At 71.2% G+C, this 19,616-nt stretch carries 13 protein-coding genes; 6 read left to right on the plus strand and 7 right to left on the minus strand.

Annotated features, from left to right (window positions below):
• Position 1: 1 nt before the first annotated feature.
• Positions 2 to 1,408, minus strand: a complete 1,407-nt coding sequence (locus WMF20_RS46265; protein ID WP_437608130.1) for a serine/threonine-protein kinase — start codon at positions 1,406 to 1,408, stop codon at positions 2 to 4.
• A gap of 11 nt (positions 1,409 to 1,419) precedes the next feature.
• Between WMF20_RS46265 and WMF20_RS46270 the strand changes: the two genes are divergently transcribed.
• The 5 genes from WMF20_RS46270 to clpB all read left to right on the plus strand — a co-directional run bounded on the left by WMF20_RS46270 (position 1,420) and on the right by clpB (position 10,165).
• Positions 1,420 to 1,695, plus strand: a complete 276-nt coding sequence (locus tag WMF20_RS46270) for a hypothetical protein (protein WP_437608131.1) — start codon at positions 1,420 to 1,422, stop codon at positions 1,693 to 1,695.
• Between the two features lie 493 nt (positions 1,696 to 2,188).
• Positions 2,189 to 3,319, plus strand: a complete 1,131-nt coding sequence (gene dnaN / locus WMF20_RS46275) for a DNA polymerase III subunit beta (protein WP_129580189.1) — start codon at positions 2,189 to 2,191, stop codon at positions 3,317 to 3,319.
• Positions 3,316 to 4,467 carry a DNA replication/repair protein RecF gene (gene recF / locus WMF20_RS46280; protein ID WP_437608132.1) on the plus strand — a complete coding sequence of 384 codons (1,152 nt, stop codon included), beginning with the start codon at positions 3,316 to 3,318 and terminating at the stop codon, positions 4,465 to 4,467. The genes dnaN and recF overlap by 4 nt, the downstream gene beginning before the upstream one ends.
• 411 nt (positions 4,468 to 4,878) lie before the next feature.
• Positions 4,879 to 7,377 carry a DNA topoisomerase (ATP-hydrolyzing) subunit B gene (gene gyrB / locus WMF20_RS46285; RefSeq protein ID WP_437608133.1) on the plus strand — a complete coding sequence of 833 codons (2,499 nt, stop codon included), beginning with the start codon at positions 4,879 to 4,881 and terminating at the stop codon, positions 7,375 to 7,377.
• A gap of 178 nt (positions 7,378 to 7,555) precedes the next feature.
• Positions 7,556 to 10,165 (plus strand): ATP-dependent chaperone ClpB, encoded by a 2,610-nt coding sequence (gene clpB / locus WMF20_RS46290; RefSeq protein ID WP_437608134.1) that lies wholly within the window; start codon positions 7,556 to 7,558, stop codon positions 10,163 to 10,165.
• A 24-nt stretch (positions 10,166 to 10,189) separates the two neighbouring features.
• Here clpB and WMF20_RS46295 read toward each other — a convergent pair whose 3' ends face one another.
• The 6 genes from WMF20_RS46295 to WMF20_RS46320 form a co-directional block, all read right to left on the minus strand.
• On the minus strand, positions 10,190 to 11,431 hold the full coding sequence (locus WMF20_RS46295) for a CinA family nicotinamide mononucleotide deamidase-related protein (protein ID WP_129580193.1): 1,242 nt from the start codon (positions 11,429 to 11,431) through the stop codon (positions 10,190 to 10,192).
• A gap of 186 nt (positions 11,432 to 11,617) precedes the next feature.
• A complete protein-coding gene (locus WMF20_RS46300; RefSeq protein ID WP_437608135.1) occupies positions 11,618 to 12,514 on the minus strand; it encodes a formylglycine-generating enzyme family protein in 897 nt (298 codons plus the stop codon).
• A gap of 1 nt (position 12,515) precedes the next feature.
• Entirely contained in the window at positions 12,516 to 14,135 is a 1,620-nt protein-coding gene (locus WMF20_RS46305; RefSeq protein ID WP_437608136.1) for a carboxypeptidase-like regulatory domain-containing protein, read from the minus strand.
• The gene (locus WMF20_RS46310) at positions 14,132 to 15,007 is read right to left on the minus strand and encodes a hypothetical protein (protein WP_437608137.1); all 876 of its coding nucleotides are present in this window, start codon (positions 15,005 to 15,007) and stop codon (positions 14,132 to 14,134) included. The genes WMF20_RS46305 and WMF20_RS46310 overlap by 4 nt, the downstream gene beginning before the upstream one ends.
• On the minus strand, positions 15,004 to 15,573 hold the full coding sequence (locus WMF20_RS46315; protein WP_129580197.1) for a cytochrome c-type biogenesis protein CcmH: 570 nt from the start codon (positions 15,571 to 15,573) through the stop codon (positions 15,004 to 15,006). The genes WMF20_RS46310 and WMF20_RS46315 overlap by 4 nt, the downstream gene beginning before the upstream one ends.
• Positions 15,570 to 17,864, minus strand: a complete 2,295-nt coding sequence (locus WMF20_RS46320) for a heme lyase CcmF/NrfE family subunit (RefSeq protein ID WP_437608138.1) — start codon at positions 17,862 to 17,864, stop codon at positions 15,570 to 15,572. Before WMF20_RS46320 ends, WMF20_RS46315 begins: the two co-directional genes overlap by 4 nt.
• A gap of 424 nt (positions 17,865 to 18,288) precedes the next feature.
• On the opposite strand from WMF20_RS46320, the gene WMF20_RS46325 reads away from it, so the two are divergent.
• Positions 18,289 to 19,551, plus strand: coding sequence for a LeuA family protein (locus WMF20_RS46325; protein ID WP_129580199.1), 1,263 nt, complete (start codon positions 18,289 to 18,291; stop codon positions 19,549 to 19,551).
• Positions 19,552 to 19,616 lie beyond the last annotated feature (65 nt).

Genomic DNA, 19,616 nt, shown 5'->3' on the forward strand with positions numbered 1-19,616 from the left:
GTCAGCTCTGGTCGCCGCCTCGCGCGCGACCCTCACCGCGGACGACCGTCGTCATGTCCTCCGGGAACGCAGGCGGATCAACCACCGTCGCCTCATTGTCGTCCGAGAGCTCCGCCCCCCTCCCTAGCGGGCTCAACGAAGGGATCGTCGGCCGATCCTCCGCCTCGTCATCCCGAGACGGCCCGTCCACCACCTCGGCGACCGGCTCGCTCCGCCTGCGCACCGCCCCCGCGTCGCTCGCGGCCACCGGAGCCCGCGTCGACCACGCGCTGTGACGCAGCGGAAGCCCCGTGCCGCCGTCGGCGATCCAAGAACCCTTCCTCGCCACCTCCGGCGCCGAGCGGCCGCTCGCGACGACGACGCGACCGGGCTCGCCGGCGTCCTGCTCGCCTCCCACCCGCGCGAACATCATCGTTCCGTCGTCGTTTCGATCCTCGATGAGGCTCTGCACGGCGACGCGATCCACCCGGCGCTTCTGCGACATCGGTACCTGGTTCTTGAACCGCCGCAGCGCCTCCTGGAACTCCCGAGCGCTCTGGAAGCGCTCGTCGCGCTCCTTCGCCAGGGCGCGATCCACCAGGCGCGAGAGCCCGGGCGGAATCGTGGGATCGAGCTCCGTCACCGGGCGGTGCCAGAGCGTCAGGATCTGGACGAGCAGCGCGTTGTAGTTGCGCGCGACGAACGGACGCTGGCCGGTCAGCGCCTCGTAGAGGATCACGCCTACCGCCCACAGATCGAGCCGGTGGTCAAGCTCGATGTCGCCCCGAGCCTGCTCGGGCGCCATGTAGTACGGCGTGCCCATCACCATGCCGGTGCGGGTCAGATCCAACGTCCCATCCATGTCGGACGCCTGGGAGATGCCGAAATCGAGCAGCTTGGCAACCGGCAACATGCCGGCGCGCTCCGAGAGGAAGATGTTCTCCGGCTTCAGGTCGCGGTGCACGATCCCCCGCTCGTGCGCGGTCACCAGCGCGGAGAGGACCTGCAGCATGATGTCCACGAGCTCGCTCGGCGGCATGACCCCGTAGCGCTCGATCCGCTGCGCCAGCGTCTCACCGTGGAGGCGCTCCATGACAAGGTAGGGGCTGCCGTCAGGGAGCCACCCCATGTCGTAGACCTCGCAGATGTTCGGATGACCGATCCGCCCTGCGACCCGCGCCTCGTGCTCCAGCCTCGAGATCGCCTCGCGCTGCTGCGTCTCCCGCGGGTGCATCACCTTGACAGCGACAAGCCGCCCGATCTGGAGGTGCTCGGCCTCGTACACCGCGCCCATGCCCCCCTCCCCGATGATCGCGGTGACCCCGTACTTGTCGCCGATCACATGCCCGAGCAGCGAACGCCCCGACCAGGCGCTCGCCGCGTCCCCCCTCGGCCACGCGTCGATCCGCGCGTCGCCGCGACCGGACAACGGCGCGCGCGATGCGGATCGCGGCTCCGGACGCGGCGGCGGCGCGCTGCGCGTCGCCGAGCTCGGTCCCACGCCAGGCGAGCCTCGCGGCGATGGCGGCGCTGATCTCGGCGGTGGCGGCGCTGATCTCGGCGACGGCGGCGACGGCGGCGCTGCCCTCGATGACGGCGGCGCTCCTCGCGGCGGCAGCTGCGGCGCAGCGGGCCGGGGGGGGACCGGCTGCAGCGGAACCGCCCCGGCGCGCCGGCCCCCACGTGACGACGAGGGAGGCTCGCTCGAAGCGATGACGAGACCGGTCGACGGGCACACGATCGCCGCAACCTCGTGGTGGCTACCGCAGTGGATGCACCGCACCGAACTCAAGTCCGTACATTTTGAAATACTCCATCCAGGCGCCGCTCGGAACTGCACAGCCCATCAGGTCAGAGCGTGCCCGGCCGCGCTCGGTTCTACATTCCCGCGCACCCCCTGGTGGATCTTGGGGATAACCCCCTCGACAACCCTGGGGGCAAAACGGGGGAGACACGCCGCCCGCCAGCTCTCCCCCGTCCTCCTACCCCTGAGCACGGTCCATTTACCCCAGGGCGCTCGCTTCCAACTGCTCGGATTCATTGAGCAATCTGAGTTATCCCCGCCCTCCACAGCGCCTACGACGAAGACGATGTCTTTATCTATCTATTTCATGGAAAGAAGAGGCGTCCCGCAAGGTCACGCGAGCGCTCATTTCCCGCCCACGCCCGGGCAATAACCCTGCTAAAGGGAGCGGCTCCGGAGTCGGCTATGGACCTTGTGATCCCCAAGAAAGATCTGCTTCGCCTCGTCGCGCGCTGCCAAGGCGTGGCGGACAAGAAGAGCGCCATGCCGGCGCTCGCCAACGTCCTGCTCGCCGCCGAGGGCAACGCCGTCCGCGTCGCCGCGACCGACCTGTACCTCGGGGTCACCGGCCAGACCCACGCGGACATCAAGACCGGCGGCACCGTCGCGGTCCCCGCCAGGGACCTGCTCGAGCGCGTGAAGGCCATGCCCGATGGCCCGATCCAGATCACCACCACCGAGGGCGCGCACACGTCGCTCAAGGCCGTGGGATCGCCCCGGCGCTACACCCTCCCCGGCCTCCCCGGCTCGGAGTTCCCGCAGCTGCCCGCGCCGTCGCACGACGCGCCCTCGCTGGAGCTCCCCGTCGAGCAGCTCGCGCTCCTCATCGCCAGGACGCACTTCTCGATCTCGACCGATGAGACGCGCGCCCATGTCAACAGCGCCCTGTTCGAGTGGGCCGGCGATCGCGTCCGGATGGTCACCACCGACGGCCACCGCCTGTCCAAGATGGAGGCGACCGTCTCCGGCAGCTCCGCCACCGCCACCATGCTCATACCCCTCAAGGCGATCACCGAGCTCCGCCGCCTCGCCGAGGAGGCGCGCGCCGAGAAGGAGACCCCGATGGTCGCCATCACCCAGAGCGGGCCCAACGCCTTCTTCAACATCGCCGGGATGCAGTTCTCGGTGAAGCTCGTCGACGCGCAGTTCCCCCCCTACCAGCAGGTCATCCCGTCCGTCACCGAGCGCTCGGTCCGCGCGCCCCGCGTCCAGTTCGCCGAGGCCCTCCGCGCCATCGCGCTCGCCGCCAACGACCGCACCGGCGGCGTCAAGCTGTCGATCGCGCCGGGGACCCTCCGGATCACCAGCGAGAGCCCGGACACCGGCGCCGGCTTCGACGAGGTGGCCGCCGACTACAACGGGCCCGAGGTCACGATCGGCTTCAACGCCAAGTACTTCCTCGACGTGCTCGGCTCCATCGACGACGAGGAGGTCGTCCTCGGCATCTCCGGGGAGCTCGACCCCGCCGTGATCCGGCCCGGCAGCGAGTCGAACCAGCAGAGCTACGTCGCCGTCATCATGCCGATGCGGATTTGAGCGCGCCCCACGACGAGCGACAGGAACACCTCCCGAGCCTCCTGCTCGAGCGGCTCCACGTGCGCGAGTTCCGGAACCTCGGGCGCGTCGACGTCGAGCCCGCGCCGCGCCTCAACGTGATCGCCGGCAACAACGGCCAAGGCAAGACGAGCCTCCTCGAGGCGATCTACTTCGCGGCCACGTCGAGGAGCTTCCGCACCCACCGCGTGGCGGAGCTCGTGCGCCACGGCGCGGCCGTCACGAGCGCGCGCGCGCGCTTCGTCGAGCGCCGGGGCGCGCTGCCGCCCCTCGCGCGCGAGCAGACCGCCGCCGTGGAGCAGAAGCGGTGCGTGGTGCGGATCGACGGCAACCGGCCCCCGAGCCTGTCGAGCTTCGCGACGCGCTCGCCGGTGGTCGCCTTCCACACCGAGGAGCTCGCGCTCTCGACCGGGCCCGCGAGCGCGCGGCGCACGCTGCTGGATCGGCTGGCGCTCTTCATGGATCCGCAGAGCGCCGACCACCGCGCCCGCTACGCGCAGGCGCTCCGCGCGCGGCACGAGCTGCTCCACCGCGGCGGGGGCGCGTCGGCGCAGGCGGGCGCCGAGCTCGACGCGTTCGAGGAGCTCTGCGCCCTCCACGGCGCGGCGCTGACCCGCGCCCGCGCGGCCGCCGTCGAGGCGCTCGGGCCGGAGCTCGCGCGCGCCTTCGCCCGCATCGCCGCGCCCGACCTGACCCTCGCCGCGCGCTACGCGCCGGGCGGCGCCAGCGACGCCGCGCAGGCGCGCGAGGCGCTGCGCGAGCACCGCCGGCGCGACGCCCACCGGCCGAGCGCAGGCTTCGGCCCCCACCGGGACGACCTGGTGCTCGAGCTCGACGGCCACCCCGCCCGCGTGGTCGCCTCCCAGGGGCAGCACAGGGCCCTCACCCTCTCGCTCAAGGCGGCCGAGACCGCCGCCATTGCGTCCGTCCGAGGTGTAGAACCCATTCTCCTGCTCGACGACGTGTCGAGCGAGCTCGACCCCGATCGGACGGCCGCGCTGTTCACGTTCCTCGGAATGGCGCGCGGACAGGTGTTCCTGACGACCACGCGGCGCGATCTCATCGTCACGCCGGGCGTACCCGCGTCGGAGCGGCGCGATTTTCACGTCGAAGGCGGCGCGCTCAGCTGACGTGCGCCGCGGGGGCGGACGCGGGGCGGCCGGCGCGGGGCGAGGCCCGCCGGGACCGCCCCGAGACGCGTTGATCGCCCCCCGCAGGCCACGAGTTGGGATGCTCCGGACGCGCCCGCGCCAGGCGCTGAAAATACGGTGTTACGAGGCTTCCGGACTCGGCGAAACGCTTGCCCGAGCGGCTGATTTCGGCTACATTTCCGCAGTCTTTACGGGGCATCGACGAGCGGTCCGCGCATGATCGCTCGTGCCCTCGGAATCGATCCGGCGCCGCGGCTGCGGCGCCCGGATCCCACCAGACGAGCTGCCATCGAGCCGGCCCCTCCACTGCAAGAACTCCGGCAATCCGAGCGGTCTCCGCCGCTCTGCGCCCCCCGGTGAGAGGCGGCGGGCGCGCCCACCAGGACCGAGATGACGGAACCCACCCTGAGCCAGCCGACCGACCCCACCAAGGCGTCGTACGACGCCCACAGCATCACGGCGCTCGAAGGCCTCGAAGCGGTGCGAAAGCGCCCCGGCATGTACATCGGCGATGTGCACGACGGATCGGGGCTGCACCACCTGGTCTGGGAGGCCGTGGACAACGCCGTCGACGAGCACCTCGCCGGCGCCTGCACGGAGATCAGGGTCACCGTCCACTTCGACGGCTCGGTGTCGATCGAGGACAACGGCCGCGGGATCCCGGTCGGGATGCACGCGAAGGGCGTGAGCGCCGCCGAGGTCGTCATGACCGTCCTCCACGCCGGCGGAAAGTTCGACAACTCCAGCTACAAGGTCTCTGCGGGCCTGCACGGCGTCGGCGTGAGCGCCGTGAACGCCGTCTCCGAGTGGCTGAAGCTCGAGATCAAGCGCGAAGGAAAGCTCTGGTTCCAGGAGTACGCCCGGGGCGTGCCGAGGGCGCCGCTCAAGGCGATCGGCGTGACGGACAAGACGGGGACGAGGCTCACCTTCAAGCCCGATCCGATCATCTTCAGCGCGGTCGAGTTCAGCTTCGACATCCTCGCGAGCCGCCTGCGCGAGCTCGCGTTCCTGAACGCCGGGCTCATCATCCACCTCGACGACCAGCGGCCCGGCGGGAGGGCCGAAATCTACGAGTACAAGGGGGGCATCTCGGAGTTCGTGTCGCTCCTCAACAAGACCAAGGAGCCGATTCACGACGACGTGATCAGCTTCGTGTCGCACCACGAGATCGGCGCGGGGGGCGAGGCCGGGAACGGCCGCGGCAGCTCGGCGCCGCCGCCGGTCGGCGTGGAGGTCGCGCTGCAGTGGAACGGCTCCTACACGGAGGCGATCTTCTGTTACACGAACAACGTCCACAACAAGGACGGCGGCACGCACCTCACCGGGCTCCGCGCCGCGCTCACGAAGACGATCAACACCTACGGGAGCGCGCACAACCTCTTCAAGGAGCTGAAGCAGGGCCTGCAGGGCGAGGACGCGCGCGAGGGCCTGACGTGCGTGCTCAGCATCAAGCACCCGGACCCGTCGTTCGACTCGCAGACAAAATCCAAGCTCGTCTCCAGCGAGGTCAAGGGCATCGTCGAGGCGGTCGTCAGCGACAAGCTCGCGCAGTACTTCGAGGAGAACCCGCAGAGCGCGAAGAAGATCATCGAGAAGGCGGTCGTCGCGGCGAAGGCGCGCGAGGCGGCCCGCAAGGCCCGCGAGGTGATCCGCAAGGGCTCGCTCGACGTGACGTCGCTCTCCGGCAAGCTCGCCGACTGCCAGTCCAAGGACCCGGAGAAGAGCGAGATCTACATCGTCGAGGGCGAGAGCGCCGGCGGCAGCGCCAAGATGGGGCGCGACCGGCACTTCCAGGCGATCCTCCCGCTGAAGGGCAAGATCCTGAACGTGGAGCGGGCGCGGCTCGACCGGATGCTGAGCTCCGCCGAGGTCGGCACGCTGATCACCGCCCTCGGCTGCGGGATCAACGACGCCGGTGGCTTCGAGATCGACAAGCTCCGCTACCACAAGATCATCCTGATGACGGACGCCGACGTCGACGGCTCCCACATCCGCACGCTGCTCTTGACCTTCTTCTTCCGGCAGATGCCCGAGATCATGGAGAAGGGGTATCTGTTCATCGCGCAGCCGCCGCTCTACCGCGTGCGCAAGGGCAAGCGGGACCTGTACCTGAAGGACCAGGCCGCGCTCGACGAGTTCCTCGTGGGCAACGCCGTGGACGGGCTCGAGATCGTCGCGAGCGGCGCGCAGACGGGCATCGCGGGGCAGCCGCTCTACCGCCTCGCGCAGCGGCTGAAGCGGTTCCGCGCCGTGCTGTCCAACATCGACAAGCGCTGTGACGCGCGCATCGTGGCGGCGGTGCTCCGGTCGAGCGGGCTCGGGCGCGACGACCTGCGGGAGACCAAGAAGGTCGCCGCGGCCGCCGACGAGCTCCGGGCCTACCTGAAGCAGCGCTACCCGGACCTCTTCCCGCTCACGCTGGCGACGCCCCGGGACACCGAGCACGGGACGAGCCGGATCGAGGTCGTGCCGCGCCCGGGCGCGAGCGCGCGGAGGAGCGTCATCGACTGGGATCTGGTGGGCTCGCCGGAGTACCAGGAGGCCTGGTCGATCGAGCAGGACCTGCGATCCATCGGCGCGCCGCCGTACCGGGCCCGCAGCTCGAGCGGCGAGGAGACCATCGAGAACGGCGAGGCGCTCGTCGACTACATCGAAGAGCGGGGCAAGAAGGGTATCGCGATCAGCCGTTACAAGGGTCTCGGCGAGATGAACGCCGACGAGCTCTGGGAAACGACGATGAACCCGGACGCGCGGACCCTCCTCCAGGTCCGCATCGACGACGCGGTGAAGACGGACGAGCTCTTCACGATCCTCATGGGGGATCAGGTCGAGCCGCGGCGCAACTTCATCGAGCAGAACGCCCTCAACGTGAAGAACCTCGACATCTGAGCCTGCGTCCGGGGCGCGCGGCGGACGATGGAGCCCGCGTCCCCCACCGCGCGCGGTGGGGGTTGACGCGGCGCTGACGGCGCATCACCGACGGCCGTGTTCGCTCGGTATCTCTGGCAAATCGCTTGCTTGGCCGGCCCCTTGCTAGCCCAGGCGAGCGCCTTAGCTTCGAGGTGCCATGAGAATCGAGCGAATGACGACGAAGGCCCAGGAGGCCATACGAGAGGCTGTCGATTTCGGCAGCCGCCGGGGAAATCCCGAACTCTATCCCGAGCACATCGTGCGGGCGATCGTCGGCCAGGACGGCGGCGTCGGCGCTCCGCTGGTGCAGAAGGCAGGCGCCGATCCCGCGGCGCTCTTGCGCCTGCTCGACGCGAAGATCGACACCTACCCTCGCGTGAGCGGCGGCGCCGAGCCGAACCTGTCGAGGCGCGCGCTCTCGGTCCTGCAGAAGGCCGAAGACGAGGCGAAGGCGCTCAAGGACGAGTACATCTCGACAGAGCACGTCCTGCTCGCGGGGACCAAGACCGACAAGGAGATCCAGTCGATCTTCGAACGAGCAGGGCTGTCGTACGACAAGCTCCTCGCGTCGCTCGCGGCCGTGCGCGGCAATCAGCGCGTGACGGACCGGGACCCCGAGGGGAAGTTCCAGGCGCTCGAGAAGTACACCCGCGATCTCACGAAGCTCGCGCGACAGGGCAAGATCGATCCGGTGATCGGCCGAGACGAGGAGATCCGGCGCGTGATCCAGGTGCTCTCGCGCCGCACAAAGAACAACCCGGTGCTCATCGGTGAGCCCGGCGTCGGCAAGACGGCCATCGTCGAGGGCATCGCGCACCGCATCGTGGCGGGCGACGTGCCCGAGTCGCTCAAGGACAAGACCATCGCCGCGCTCGACCTCGCCGCCATGGTCGCAGGCTCGAAGTTCCGCGGCGAGTTCGAGGATCGGCTCAAGGCGGTGCTCAAGGAGATCGAGGGCTCGAACGGGCGCATCATCCTGTTCATCGACGAGCTCCACACGCTGGTCGGCGCCGGCGCGGCCGAGGGCGCGATGGACGCGGCCAACATGCTGAAGCCCGCGCTCGCGCGCGGCGAGCTGCGGTGCATCGGCGCGACCACCCTCGACGAGTACCGGAAGCGGATCGAGAAGGACGCGGCGCTGGAGCGGCGCTTCCAGCAGGTGCTCGTCTCGCAGCCGAGCGTCGAGGACACGATCGCGATCCTGCGAGGCCTGAAGGAGAAGTACGAGGTCCACCACGGGATCCGCATCCAGGACGCCGCGCTCGTGGGCGCCGCGGTCCTGTCGAACCGGTACATCACCGAGCGGTTCCTGCCCGACAAGGCGATCGACCTCATCGACGAGGCGGCGTCGAAGATCCGCATGGAGATCGACAGCCTGCCCACGCCGATCGACCAGGTGGAGCGCGATCTGCTCAAGCTGCAGATGGAAGAGCAGGCGCTCAAGCGCGAGAGCGACAAGGCGAGCAAGGCGCGCCTCGACGAGGTGCGGCGCGAGATCGCCGAGCTCCAGGGGCAGCGCGATGCGATGCGGGCGCAGTGGATGCGGGAGAAGGAGCTCATCTCCGAGCTGCGCCAGCTCAAGCCGCAGATCGAGGAGCTCAAGCTCGAGGAGGAGCGCCTGAAGCGCGCCGGCGATCTCGGGCGCGCCGCGGAGATCCATTACGGCAAGATCCCGGAGATCGAGAAGAAGCTCGAGGCGATCCGCGCGACCCTCGCCCAGGTGCAGTCGAAGCAAAGCTACCTGAAGGAGGAGGTCACCGACGAGGACATCGCCGCGGTCGTCTCGAAGTGGACCGGTATCCCGGTGTCCAAGATGCTCGAGAGCGAGATGCAGAAGCTCCTGCGCCTCGAGGAGGAGCTGCGGCGGCGCGTCGTCGGGCAAGAGGACGCGCTCCGCGCGGTGTCGAACGCCATCCGGCGCTCGAGGGCCGGCCTCGGCGACGAGCGGCGGCCGATCGGGTCGTTCCTGTTCCTCGGGCCGACCGGCGTCGGCAAGACCGAGCTCGCGCGCGCGCTCGCCGAGATCCTCTTCGACGACGAGCGGGCCATGGTGCGGCTCGACATGAGCGAGTACGGGGAGCGGCACGCGGTGGCTCGCCTGATCGGCGCGCCGCCCGGGTACGTCGGCTACGAGGAGGGCGGCCAGCTCACGGAGCCGGTGCGCCGGCGGCCGTACAGCGTGGTGCTGTTCGATGAGATCGAGAAGGCGCACCCGGACATCTGGAACACGCTCCTCCAGGTGCTCGACGACGGGCGCCTGACGGATGGACAGGGGCACACGGTCGATTTCAAGAACACGATCATCATCCTGACATCCAACCTCGGGACGCCCGCGGCCGCGGCGATCGAGGAGCGGGCGAACCTGCCGGCGGACGAGAAGGCCGAGCTCGTGAGGAGGGCCGTCATCGAGGAGGTGCGGAAGCACTTCCGCCCGGAGTTCCTGAATCGCCTGGACGACCTCATCGTGTTCCGGCGGCTGGCGCGCGAGCAGATGGAGAAGATCGTGGACATCCAGCTCGATCTGCTGCGAAAGCGCCTGGATCGACGCGGGCTCCTGTTCACGATCACGCCCGACGCGAAGGGCTACCTCATCGAGCAGGGGTGGGATCCGCAGTACGGCGCGAGGCCGCTGAAGCGCGCCATCCAGCGGAGCATCGAGGACGAGCTCGCGAAGCGGATCCTCGGCGGGGAGTTCAAGCAGGGCGACACGGTGCAGATCGACCGCGCGGGCGGCGCGCTCACGTTCACGCGCGCCGCGCCGAACTGACGATCGCCAGCCCGCGCGCCCGCGTCAGCGCTCGGGGAGGTTGCCGGCGATGCGGCGGAGGAGGTCCAGGACGGCGTAGGCGGCGCCGAGCTGGACCTCCTCGCGATCCCCCGAGAACACGCGGTCGCGCACGACGAGGCCGCCAGGGTGCGACACGGCCCAGTAGCACAGGCCGACCGGCTTCGTCGCCGTGCCGCCCGTCGGGCCGGCGATGCCCGTGACCGAGATGGCGACGTCGACCTCGCAGAGGCGGCGGACGCCCTGGGCCATCTCGGCGGCGACCTCGGCCGACACCGCGCCGTGGCCGCGCAGGGTGTCCTCCGCGACGCCGAGCAGCCGCGTCTTGGCGCTGTTCGCGTAGGTGACCGCGGCGCCGACCAGGTAGTCGCTCGCCGGGTAGCTGGTGAGCAGGTGGGAGATCAGCCCGCCGGTGCACGACTCCGACACGGCGAGCCGCCAGCCCCGGGCGCGCACGGAGCGCCCGACCATCTCCGGGAAGGCGTCGGCCCCCTCCCCGTACACGGCCGTGCCGAGCCGCTCGCGGACGTCGGCCGTCGCCTTCAAGGCCAGCTCGTGCGCCATCGACTGCGTGGCGGCGCGGGCGTGGACCTTCACGTCCACCTCCGGGTAGTGGACGCGATAGCCGAGCGTGATGCCGGGATAGGCCTCCTCAACGCCCTTCAGGAGCTCGCCCGCCGTGGACTCGGGCAGGCCGTAGGTGCGGAGGCGGACCTGGAAGGTGTTGTTCGGAGCCGCCGGCCGCACGCGCGGCAAGACCTGCTCGGTGAACATGCCCTTCATCTCCCGCGGCACGCCCGGGAGGAAGAAGACCGTGGACTCGCCGAGCTGGATCGCGAAGCCGGGCGCGGTGCCGGAGGAGTTCGGCAGGATCTCCGACCCGGCAGGGACCTCGGCCTGCTTCTCGTGGCCCGCGTTCATCGTCTTGCCACGGCTCTCGACGCGGCGGCGGATGGCGAGCAGCGTGCTCTCGTCGCGCACGAGGTCGGTGCCCGTCGCGCGCGCGGCGGCGAGCGGGGTGAGGTCGTCGGTCGTCGGGCCCAGGCCGCCGGTGGCGATCACCAGCCGGTGCGCGCTCGCGAGCTTCTGGACGGCGGCGACGATGTGATTGACGTCGTCGTCGACGGTGATGGATTCGCTGACCGTGAAGCCCGCCGCGGTGAGCTCGGCAGCGAGCCAGGCCGCGTTGGTGTTGAGGATCTCGCCCCGGGTGAGCTCGGTCCCGATCGAGAGAAGCGCGACAGTCATTGGGAAGGGGGACTGTAACCCAATCCGGCGCCGACGGAGCGCGTTTCCGGACTGTTTTGCGGTCGTTTTGGCGCGATTGTTCCCTTCCGCTTGCTTCCCTCCGGCTCCCTCTCCGCCACCCTCTCCCCCTCCCTCTCCCTCTCCCCCTCCCTTCCGGCGCGCGGCCGTGAGCGGCGCGGCGCGCGCTCACGGCGGATAGGCGCACCGGAATCCGAGATCGGGCGAACGGGTGGATACCGGGACGAGCCGCCGATTCCAGGTGCGAAGCGCCGAGGCCGCCTCGTCGGACCACGACCCGCCGTGAGTTCCCGATATCCCGTCGTCGGGTCGATCGGGCGCCGCCCACTCGGCGACATTGCCGGCCAGGTCGAACACGCGCCCGTCCGCGTGCACGGCGGCGCCGTCAGGGCGCGAGCCTGCGAGCTCAGGGCCCGTCGCGCCCCATCCGCACGGGCCGGCGCGCAGGCCGAAGGCGACGCGACGGCAGACCGCGCCGGTGTCCCCCCACGGGTACCGCCGGCTCGACGGGCCCGCCGCAGCGAACGCCAGCTGGTTGCGCGAGGGGAGCGATCCGCCCGCGAAGGCGCAGTACCGGGCGGACTCTTCCAGGGTGACGCCCGTCACCGGGACCCCGGGCTCGCCGCGCAGCGGCACCGTCGCGCACGCGCCGGCCGCGACGCAGGCCGCGTAACGCTGCTCGGTGACCTCGAACGCGTCGAGCGAGAACGCCGGGACGAACACCTCGCGCGCCTCGACGATGCCCTGCGCCTCCCAGTCGCTCGGCCCGAGCCGCAGCGTCCCGGCGGCGACGCGCACGGTCGCGGCCGGCGCGACGCAGCCGGCGGGGGTCGCCGAGAGGCCCGGGCCGCATCGGCGCGGCGCGCCCGCGCAGAGGCCGGCGTCGAGGCGCTGGCCTTCGCCGCAACATCGCGGGCCGAGCGCGACCATCCCCGGCGCGCAGCGCGCCGGCGGGCCGGCGCGGTGGCGAGCGAGCGCCGTGATGCCGACGATCAGGAGGGCCGCGCCCGCGCAGAGGCCGGCCTTCCAGCCGAGCCTCCGTCCGGCGCTCGGCGCTGCCCCCACCTCAGGGCGGCGGCGATGCGGCAGCGTCCGCCTTCCGCCGCGCGCCGGACGGCTCGCGCGCGCCGGCGGTCTTCCCGCGCGCCGGCGTGGACTCGATCATGTTCACGATGCGCGCGAGCGCGTCGAGGAGCGCCGTCCGGACCCGGTCGTACGTCTTCGGGCCGACGTCGCCCCGCTTCCGCGCGCGCTCGAGCTCGACGAACTCGTCGAGCAGCGCGTCGCGCGCCTCGAGCAGCTCTCGCCGCTCCTCGTCGTCGGGCCCGCGGTCGCCCTCGCGCCGGCGGACGAAGTTCAGCGCGGCCCCGCCGATCACGGCCGCGCCGGCGAGGACGAGCGCGATCCAGCGGCCCACGCCGGGCGTCGGCAGCCCGCCCAGCGTGATCTCGATGGTCCTCATCCCGCCCTCCGCGCGGTTGCCCGCCTTCTCGGTGATCAGGATCTTCTTGCCGTCCCGGTTCTGGGTGCGCTGCGCCGCAGGAAAGCCGGCGACGTTGAGCGTCATGGACTTCGACGCCTCGGCCATCACCCGCAGCTGGGCCATGCGCGGCGGCAGCTCGATGCGGATCGTCTGGCGCTCTTCCCCGTTGAGCGGGACCTGCCAGCGGAACTGCCCTTCGTGTCGGCCAGGGCTCACCGTGCCGCGCAGCGCCACGCCGGTGCCCTTCACCTCCTCGAAGCGCACCTCGTCCATGCCCTCGCTCTTGTTGAACGCCTTGTAGTCCGGCGGGAGGGCGAACGTCTCGTCGGGGAGCCACGCGACGCGTCCCAGGTTGAAGACCTGGAACAGCTGCTCGACCTGGATCGAGTCCTGCCGGAGCTGGAGGTAGACGATGCCCTGCGACCCGACCAGCAGGCTGTTCACGTCCGGCGTGGCCTCGTAGACGTGGAGCACGGCGCGCTTTCCGGCCTCGGCGCTGAGCCCGAAATGCGGGAGCGAGAACGTCCCGCCGTTGCGCGTGACCGAGATGCCGTAGCTCGTGCCGCCGCCGATGGTGAGGTTCTCGAGCCGGACGGTGCCCGCGTCGTCCGTCTCTCGCGTCACGCGCTCGCGCGATTCGCCCTTCGTCACCGAACTCTGCATGATGTCGATGTCGACGGCGATGCGAGGGATGGGCTGCCCGTCCGCGTCCTGCACGGTGAGCGCGATGACGCCGGGCGGAAGGCCGGCATCTTCCTGGGCGGTGTCGTCGGGCGCCTCGAACAGGCCGGTCAGCTCCTCGGCAGCGCGCCGGGATGCCGCTCCTCCCGCGGGCGACTTGCCCACGGGAGGGTGGCCGGAAGGCAGCTGCTGCTCGACCTCGGGATGACCCGGCGGGAGCGCGCCAGGGGCGCCGGGCGCGCCCGCGTCCGCCGCTGCCGTCGAGGCCGCGGCGGGGCTCGCGCTGCCGGCAGCGGCGGCCCCGGCCGGCGGCTTCGTCGCGCTCGGCGCCGCCGTCTTCGCGTCCTGCTTCGGCGCCGCGGGCTGCGCGGGAGCCGCCTTGGGGGTCGCGAGCTGCGCCGGGGCCGCGGGGGCCGCCGCGGGTTGCGCCGGGGCCGCGGGCTGCGCCTGCGCCGCCGGCGCCGCGGTCATGCTCAGCGAGGCGATCGCGGCCAGCGCGGTGTACCTGGTCCAGCGCATCACGACGCCCTCCTGCTGTCGTCCTCGTCGACGCCGGCCGCGGCCTCCTCCGCCGCAGCCTGCTCGGCCAGAGGCGCGCCGGGCGCGCACTTCGTCCCACACTTCTTGCAAAACACCGCGTCCTCGTCGTTCCGCGTGCCGCAGGCCGCGCACGCGAGCGCCTGCGCCGCGTCGCGCTCCGCCGTCGCCTCGGCCTCGGCGCGCTCGCCCTCCGCCGGCTCCGGGGCGCGCTCCTGCTCCGGCTGCTTGGCCCTGGCGCGCCTCCCCTTCGCCGGCCCCGCCTCCGAGGCGGCGCCCTCCGCCTCGCCCGCGGCGGCGTCCTCGCCCTGCTCCGCCGCCTCCACGCCGCCGTCGTCCTGGAGCCCGGCGCGCCGGAGGTGCCTCGCCACGAGCGCGGCGACCTGCTCGCGCCGCGGCTGCGCGTCGGCGTCCAGCAGGCGGAGCAGCCGCTTCGCCTCGGCGCGGTACTTCGCGACGAGATCGGCGTAGTCCTCGTCGCTGATCTTGCCGACGCTCCGCTCGAACTCCAGGTCCTTGAGCGCGCGCAGGACGGCCTGCTTCTGCTCCTCCTCGGCGCGCGGCGCGCCGATCGCGTACGCGTCGGCGCCGCTCAGCGGGGTCTCCCCGAGCAGCACGCGGAGGCTCGCCCAGAAGATGGCGATCACCGCGACGAGCGCGCCGCCCGCGAGCACGAGGATCGCCGCGGGCGGACCCGCGACGAGCCCCGCGACGCCGGCGCCCACGAGCGCCGCGAGCGGCACCCCGAAGCGGGCGTAGTGAACGATCTGCCGCTCGAGCGGCGAGCCAGAGCCCCGGTTCACGGCCTCGTGGGCCGTGGCCGAGGCGGCGCTTTTGGCGGGCGTTTCGGCGCTCATTCGCGGTCTTCGCGGTCGAGGTGCTTGAGCTCCTCGTCGAGCTTGTCGTCGTAATCGTCGCGCCCGCCGGGGACAACGCCCTTCGCGGAGCGCTCGCCGGCGGCGCGCGCCTCGTCGCTGCGCCGCTTCCATCGGCGCAGCGTGACGATGACGATGCCGGCGCCGGCCATGATGGCGGCGAGCGGGAAGAGGTAGAGCAGCCGCTGGCTGCCCTTGTTCGGCGGCACGGCCAGCGCCTCCGCCCCGAAGCGCTCGGCGTAGGCGGACTGGATGGCCTCGATCGACAGCCCCGACGCGAGCGCCGCGCGGAGCTGGTCGCGGCGCTCGTGCGCGGTGCCGCAGGTGCACGTCCCGAGGGTCTCGCGCGGGCAGCCGCACGTGCAGATCAGGCTCCAGAAGAGCTTGCGCTCGGTCTCGTTCTGGATGCCGACGGTGCCCGAGCGCTGCATCCCCTCCCCGAGCTGCTGGCCGTGGGCGAACTCCGGCGAACGCAGCAGGACGACGAGGGCGATGAGGCCCGCGGCGAGGAGGGTGATCCCGTGGATGAGGTGTCGTGTGCGGCTCATTCGAAGGCTGGCTGCCTCGGCACGGCAGGGGTCGGGAGCATTGCACCGATCGCGGGCGCCCGCCCGGGATCAACGGACGCGCCGGACGCAGGGGCGCCGGCCTCGCCGTCCGCGCCCCCCGGCGCGCTCAGGATCGGCGGCCCGAGCCGCTCCTGGATGGGGTGTCCGTAGGCCTGCGACGGGCCGCCGGCGAGCAGGAAGGCGAACACGACCGACGCCGCGACCGAGCCCGCCGCCCGGACATAGCCGAACGCGCCGGCCTCCTCGAGGGCGATGTCGGGCCACATCGCGATGAGCGCGCCGAGGACGAGGATCCCCGCGCCGAACCACATGAACGAGATCAGGTTGTTCACGTGCATCTGGAAGGAGGCGACCTTCGTCTGGGGGTTCGCCATCCCGATGATCACGTAGAGGTCGTTCTTGAGCGTGATGTGCCGGGCGACCTCGGTCGACGGCGCCTCCGGGGTGGCCTTGTAGATGAACTTCGCCGGGCTGATCCGGCCGACCGGCGCGCCGTGGCGCTCGACGTCGAGGTCGGCGAAGACCATCCGCTTCTCGCTGTCGACCTCCATGCGCGGGCCGGCGTAGACGAGGCGGTACTCCTCGATCTGCACGGCCTCGCCCGGGCGGAGGCTGATCTCCTTGTCGACGCCCCACGCGCGGCCGGCGAACCCGATGAACATCACGGCGATGCCGACGTGCACGATGTAGCCGCCGTAGCGGCGCCGCGACCTGGCGACCAGGTTGTAGAACGAGGCGAAGAGCGACTCGCCCCCGCGCTTCTGCCGCGCCGCGATGCCGCGGGCGAACTCCTGGATGACGACGGCGACGTTGAACGCGGCGATCGCGACCGTGAAGAACGGGTAGGTCGACGCGAGCTTCGCGAGCGCGTCGCCGAGCTGGCCGGGATAGATCGGGTCGACGGCGACGAACGGGGCGAAGCCGACCTTCTTCCCGAGCGCGAGGTGGAGCGCCGCGGTGACGACCGTGGCCAGCACCGGCCAGCGGAAGCTCTTCCGGAACAGCTCCGGCGACGTCTTCCGCCACCCGAGCAGCGGCGCGACGCCCATCAGGAGGAAGACCACGAGCGCGACCGGCGGGAGCCACATGTTGTAGAACGTGGGCCCGAGCGTCGACTTCTGGTCGAGCAGCCACTCGCTGATGCGCGGCCACACGGTCGCGACCGCGATGAAGATCATGATGCTGAAGAGGCCCCAGTTGTTGAAGAGGAACGCGGCCTCGCGCGACAGGAGCGACTCGAACTGACCGTCGCTGCGCAGCCGCGGCAGGCGGTAGACGATGAGCGCGGTGCACGTCGCCAGGATCACGGCCATGAAGCCGACGAACCAGATGCCGATGCCGGACTGGGCGAAGGAGTGCACGCTCGCGATGAGGCCCGACCGCGTGAGCCAGGTGCCGAAGATGGTCAGGAAGAACGTCCCGCAGATGAGCGACACGTTCCACACCTTCAGCATGCCGCGGCGCTCCTGGATCATCGTCGAGTGCACGTAGGCGCTCGCCGTGAGCCACGGGAGGAACGCGGCGTTCTCGACCGGATCCCACGCCCACGGGCCGCCCCAGCCGAGCTCCTCGTACGCCCAGAGCATCCCGAGCACGTTGCCGATCGAGAGGAACAGCCAGGAGAAGAGCATCCACTTCCGCGTCGCCACGATCCACTCGCTGTCGAGCCGGCCCGTGGCGAGCGCGGCGATCGCGAAGGCGAACGGGACCGCCGCGCTCGTGAAGCCGATGTAGAGGCTCGGCGGGTGGATGATCATGTAGAAGTTGCGCAGCTGGTAATTCAGCCCGTTGCCGTCGATCGGGGCGCCCGCGATGCTCGTGCGGAACGGGTTCACCGCGAAGATCATCAGCGCCGCGAAGAAGAGGAGGACGCTCATCAGCGTCGCGATGACGTACGGCTGGAGCTCCAGGTACCGGCGCCGCAGCCAGTAGACGCAGCCGCCGGAGAACAACGCGGTCAGGAACATCCACCAGAGCAGCGAGCCGTCCTGCCCGCCCCAGAGCGCCGCGATGAGGTACGGCGTGGTCATCGACCGGTCGCTGTACTGGGCGACGTAGGCGATGCGGAAATCGTGGCTGACGAAGGCGTACGCCAGCACCAGCACGCCGAGCCCGACCAGCGCGATGGTGCCGTACGCGCCGAGCCGCGCCGCTTGGAGCAGCCGCGGCCGCCCGCGCGCCGACGCGAGCGCCACCGCGAAGGTATAGGCCGCGGTGACCAGAATGGCGTAGAGGACGCCGGTCCCGAACTCAGGAAGGGATTGCCACATCGTCGTGGCCGCAAGCTTAGGCTTGCCCGGCGCGCGGGGCCAGCGCACCGCGCCCGCCGACTCGGCCCCCGCTGCCGCTGAACCGCGCCGCTGCGCGCGCGGCGCTCGCGGCCGTCTGCCCCGTCCTGGCCCCGGCGCTTTTTCTGACGGGGCTGCACCCTGCCGCCGGCCCCGGTCCGCGCTCGCCGTCGACACCCACGCGCTCGCCGCCGGCCCCGATGCGCGCATTCGCCGCTGACGCCCATGCGCTCGCCGCCAGCCCGCGCCCGGATCCTGTCGGCGTGACCCCGATGTGACGGAGCATGCATTACGGTGTCACCGCCGTCGTCGCTCGCGCCTTCGCCTGCGCCGTGCGTCATGTCGAGCGCCCAAGAAGCGCTTCGTTTCAGCCTCGGCGTTGAGAACGGCGCACTATACTCAGAGCATGGCGATCGCTGCCGACGCTGGCCGCCCGACCGATCTCATCTACGACTGGAACGAGGTGGGCCGCGTCGGGCGGGTCATCCCGAAGGAGATCGGCTTCTTCGACGAGACCCTGCGCGACGGCCTGCAGAACCCCTCCGTCGCCGACCCGAACATCGAGAGCAAGCTCAAGCTGCTCCACCTCATGGCCAAGATCGGCATCCACGTCGCCGATATCGGCCTGCCCGGCAGCTCGCCGCGGGCCTTCGAGGACGTGCTCCGGATGTGCAAAGAGGTGGCGGACAACCGCCTGCCGCTCCGCGTCGCCTGCGCAGGCCGCACGGTCGTCTCGGACATCACGCCGATGATCGAGATCTCCCAGCGCGCGGGGATCCCGGTCGAGATCTACGCCTTCATCGGCTCGAGCCCGATCCGCCAGCTGGCGGAGGCGTGGGACGTCGACCTCATCGCCCAGCGCAGCGCCGCCGCGATCGACGCGGGCGTGAAGGCCGGGCTGCCGGTCGCCTACGTCACGGAAGACACGACGCGCTCGCGCCCCGAGGTGCTGGCGACGCTCTTCAAGGTCGCCATCGACCACGGCGCGTCCCGGCTGTGCCTGTGCGACACCGTCGGGCACGCGACGCCCGACGGGGTGCGCAACCTCATCAACTTCACGCGCGCCATCGTCGCGGGGGCCGGGGCGTCGGTCGGCATCGACTGGCACGGCCACAACGACCGCGGGCTCGCGCTCGAGAACGCGATCTGGGCGCTCCAGTTCGGCGCGGACCGGGTGCACGGCACCGCCCTCGGCATCGGCGAGCGCGTCGGCAACGCCGCCATGGAGCTCATCCTGCTCAACATGAAGCTCCTCGGCCTCCTCGAGCACCAGGACCTCACCCACCTCCTCGAGTACTGCACGACGGCCGCGCAGGCGGTCGGCTGGGAGGTCCCCATCAATTATCCCCTGGTCGGACGGGACGCCTTCCGCACGGCCACCGGCGTGCACGCGGCCGCCATCATCAAGGCCGAGGCGAAGGGCGACGCCTGGATGGCCGACCGGATCTATTCCGGCGTCCCCGCCGGCATGTTCGGCCGCAAGCAGGAGATCTGCGTGGGCTACATGTCCGGCGCCTCCAACGTGAACTACTGGCTCAGGCAGCGGAAGATCGAGCCCTCGAAGGAGCTCGTCGACGCCATCCTGGCCAGGGCCAAGGCCACCGACCACATCCTCTGCGAGGAGGAGATCCTGGCCGTGATCGAGCAGCACCGCGGCCGTCAGGCCTGACCCCGCGCCGCCGGCCGGGGCCGTTCCAGGCCGGCCGGAGCACACCCCTCCGGCCGGGAACGGCC

Source organism: Sorangium sp. So ce834 (genome assembly GCF_051521425.1).
In the GTDB taxonomy this organism is placed as follows: domain Bacteria; phylum Myxococcota_A; class Polyangia; order Polyangiales; family Polyangiaceae; genus Sorangium; species Sorangium cellulosum_D.

Bases quoted from the DNA above. Each gene is read 5' to 3' on its own strand.
- WMF20_RS46270 (WP_437608131.1), top strand. From the start codon at position 1,420: ATGCGGATCGCGGCTCCGGACGCGGCGGCGGCGCGCTGCGCGTCGCCG.
- dnaN (WP_129580189.1), top strand. From the start codon at position 2,189: ATGGACCTTGTGATCCCCAAGAAAGATCTGCTTCGCCTCGTCGCGCGC.
- gyrB (WP_437608133.1), top strand. From the start codon at position 4,879: ATGACGGAACCCACCCTGAGCCAGCCGACCGACCCCACCAAGGCGTCG.
- clpB (WP_437608134.1), top strand. From the start codon at position 7,556: ATGAGAATCGAGCGAATGACGACGAAGGCCCAGGAGGCCATACGAGAG.
- WMF20_RS46295 (WP_129580193.1), bottom strand. From the start codon at position 11,431: ATGACTGTCGCGCTTCTCTCGATCGGGACCGAGCTCACCCGGGGCGAG.
- WMF20_RS46310 (WP_437608137.1), bottom strand. From the start codon at position 15,007: ATGAGCGCCGAAACGCCCGCCAAAAGCGCCGCCTCGGCCACGGCCCAC.
- WMF20_RS46315 (WP_129580197.1), bottom strand. From the start codon at position 15,573: ATGAGCCGCACACGACACCTCATCCACGGGATCACCCTCCTCGCCGCG.
- WMF20_RS46320 (WP_437608138.1), bottom strand. From the start codon at position 17,864: ATGTGGCAATCCCTTCCTGAGTTCGGGACCGGCGTCCTCTACGCCATT.
- WMF20_RS46325 (WP_129580199.1), top strand. From the start codon at position 18,289: ATGGCGATCGCTGCCGACGCTGGCCGCCCGACCGATCTCATCTACGAC.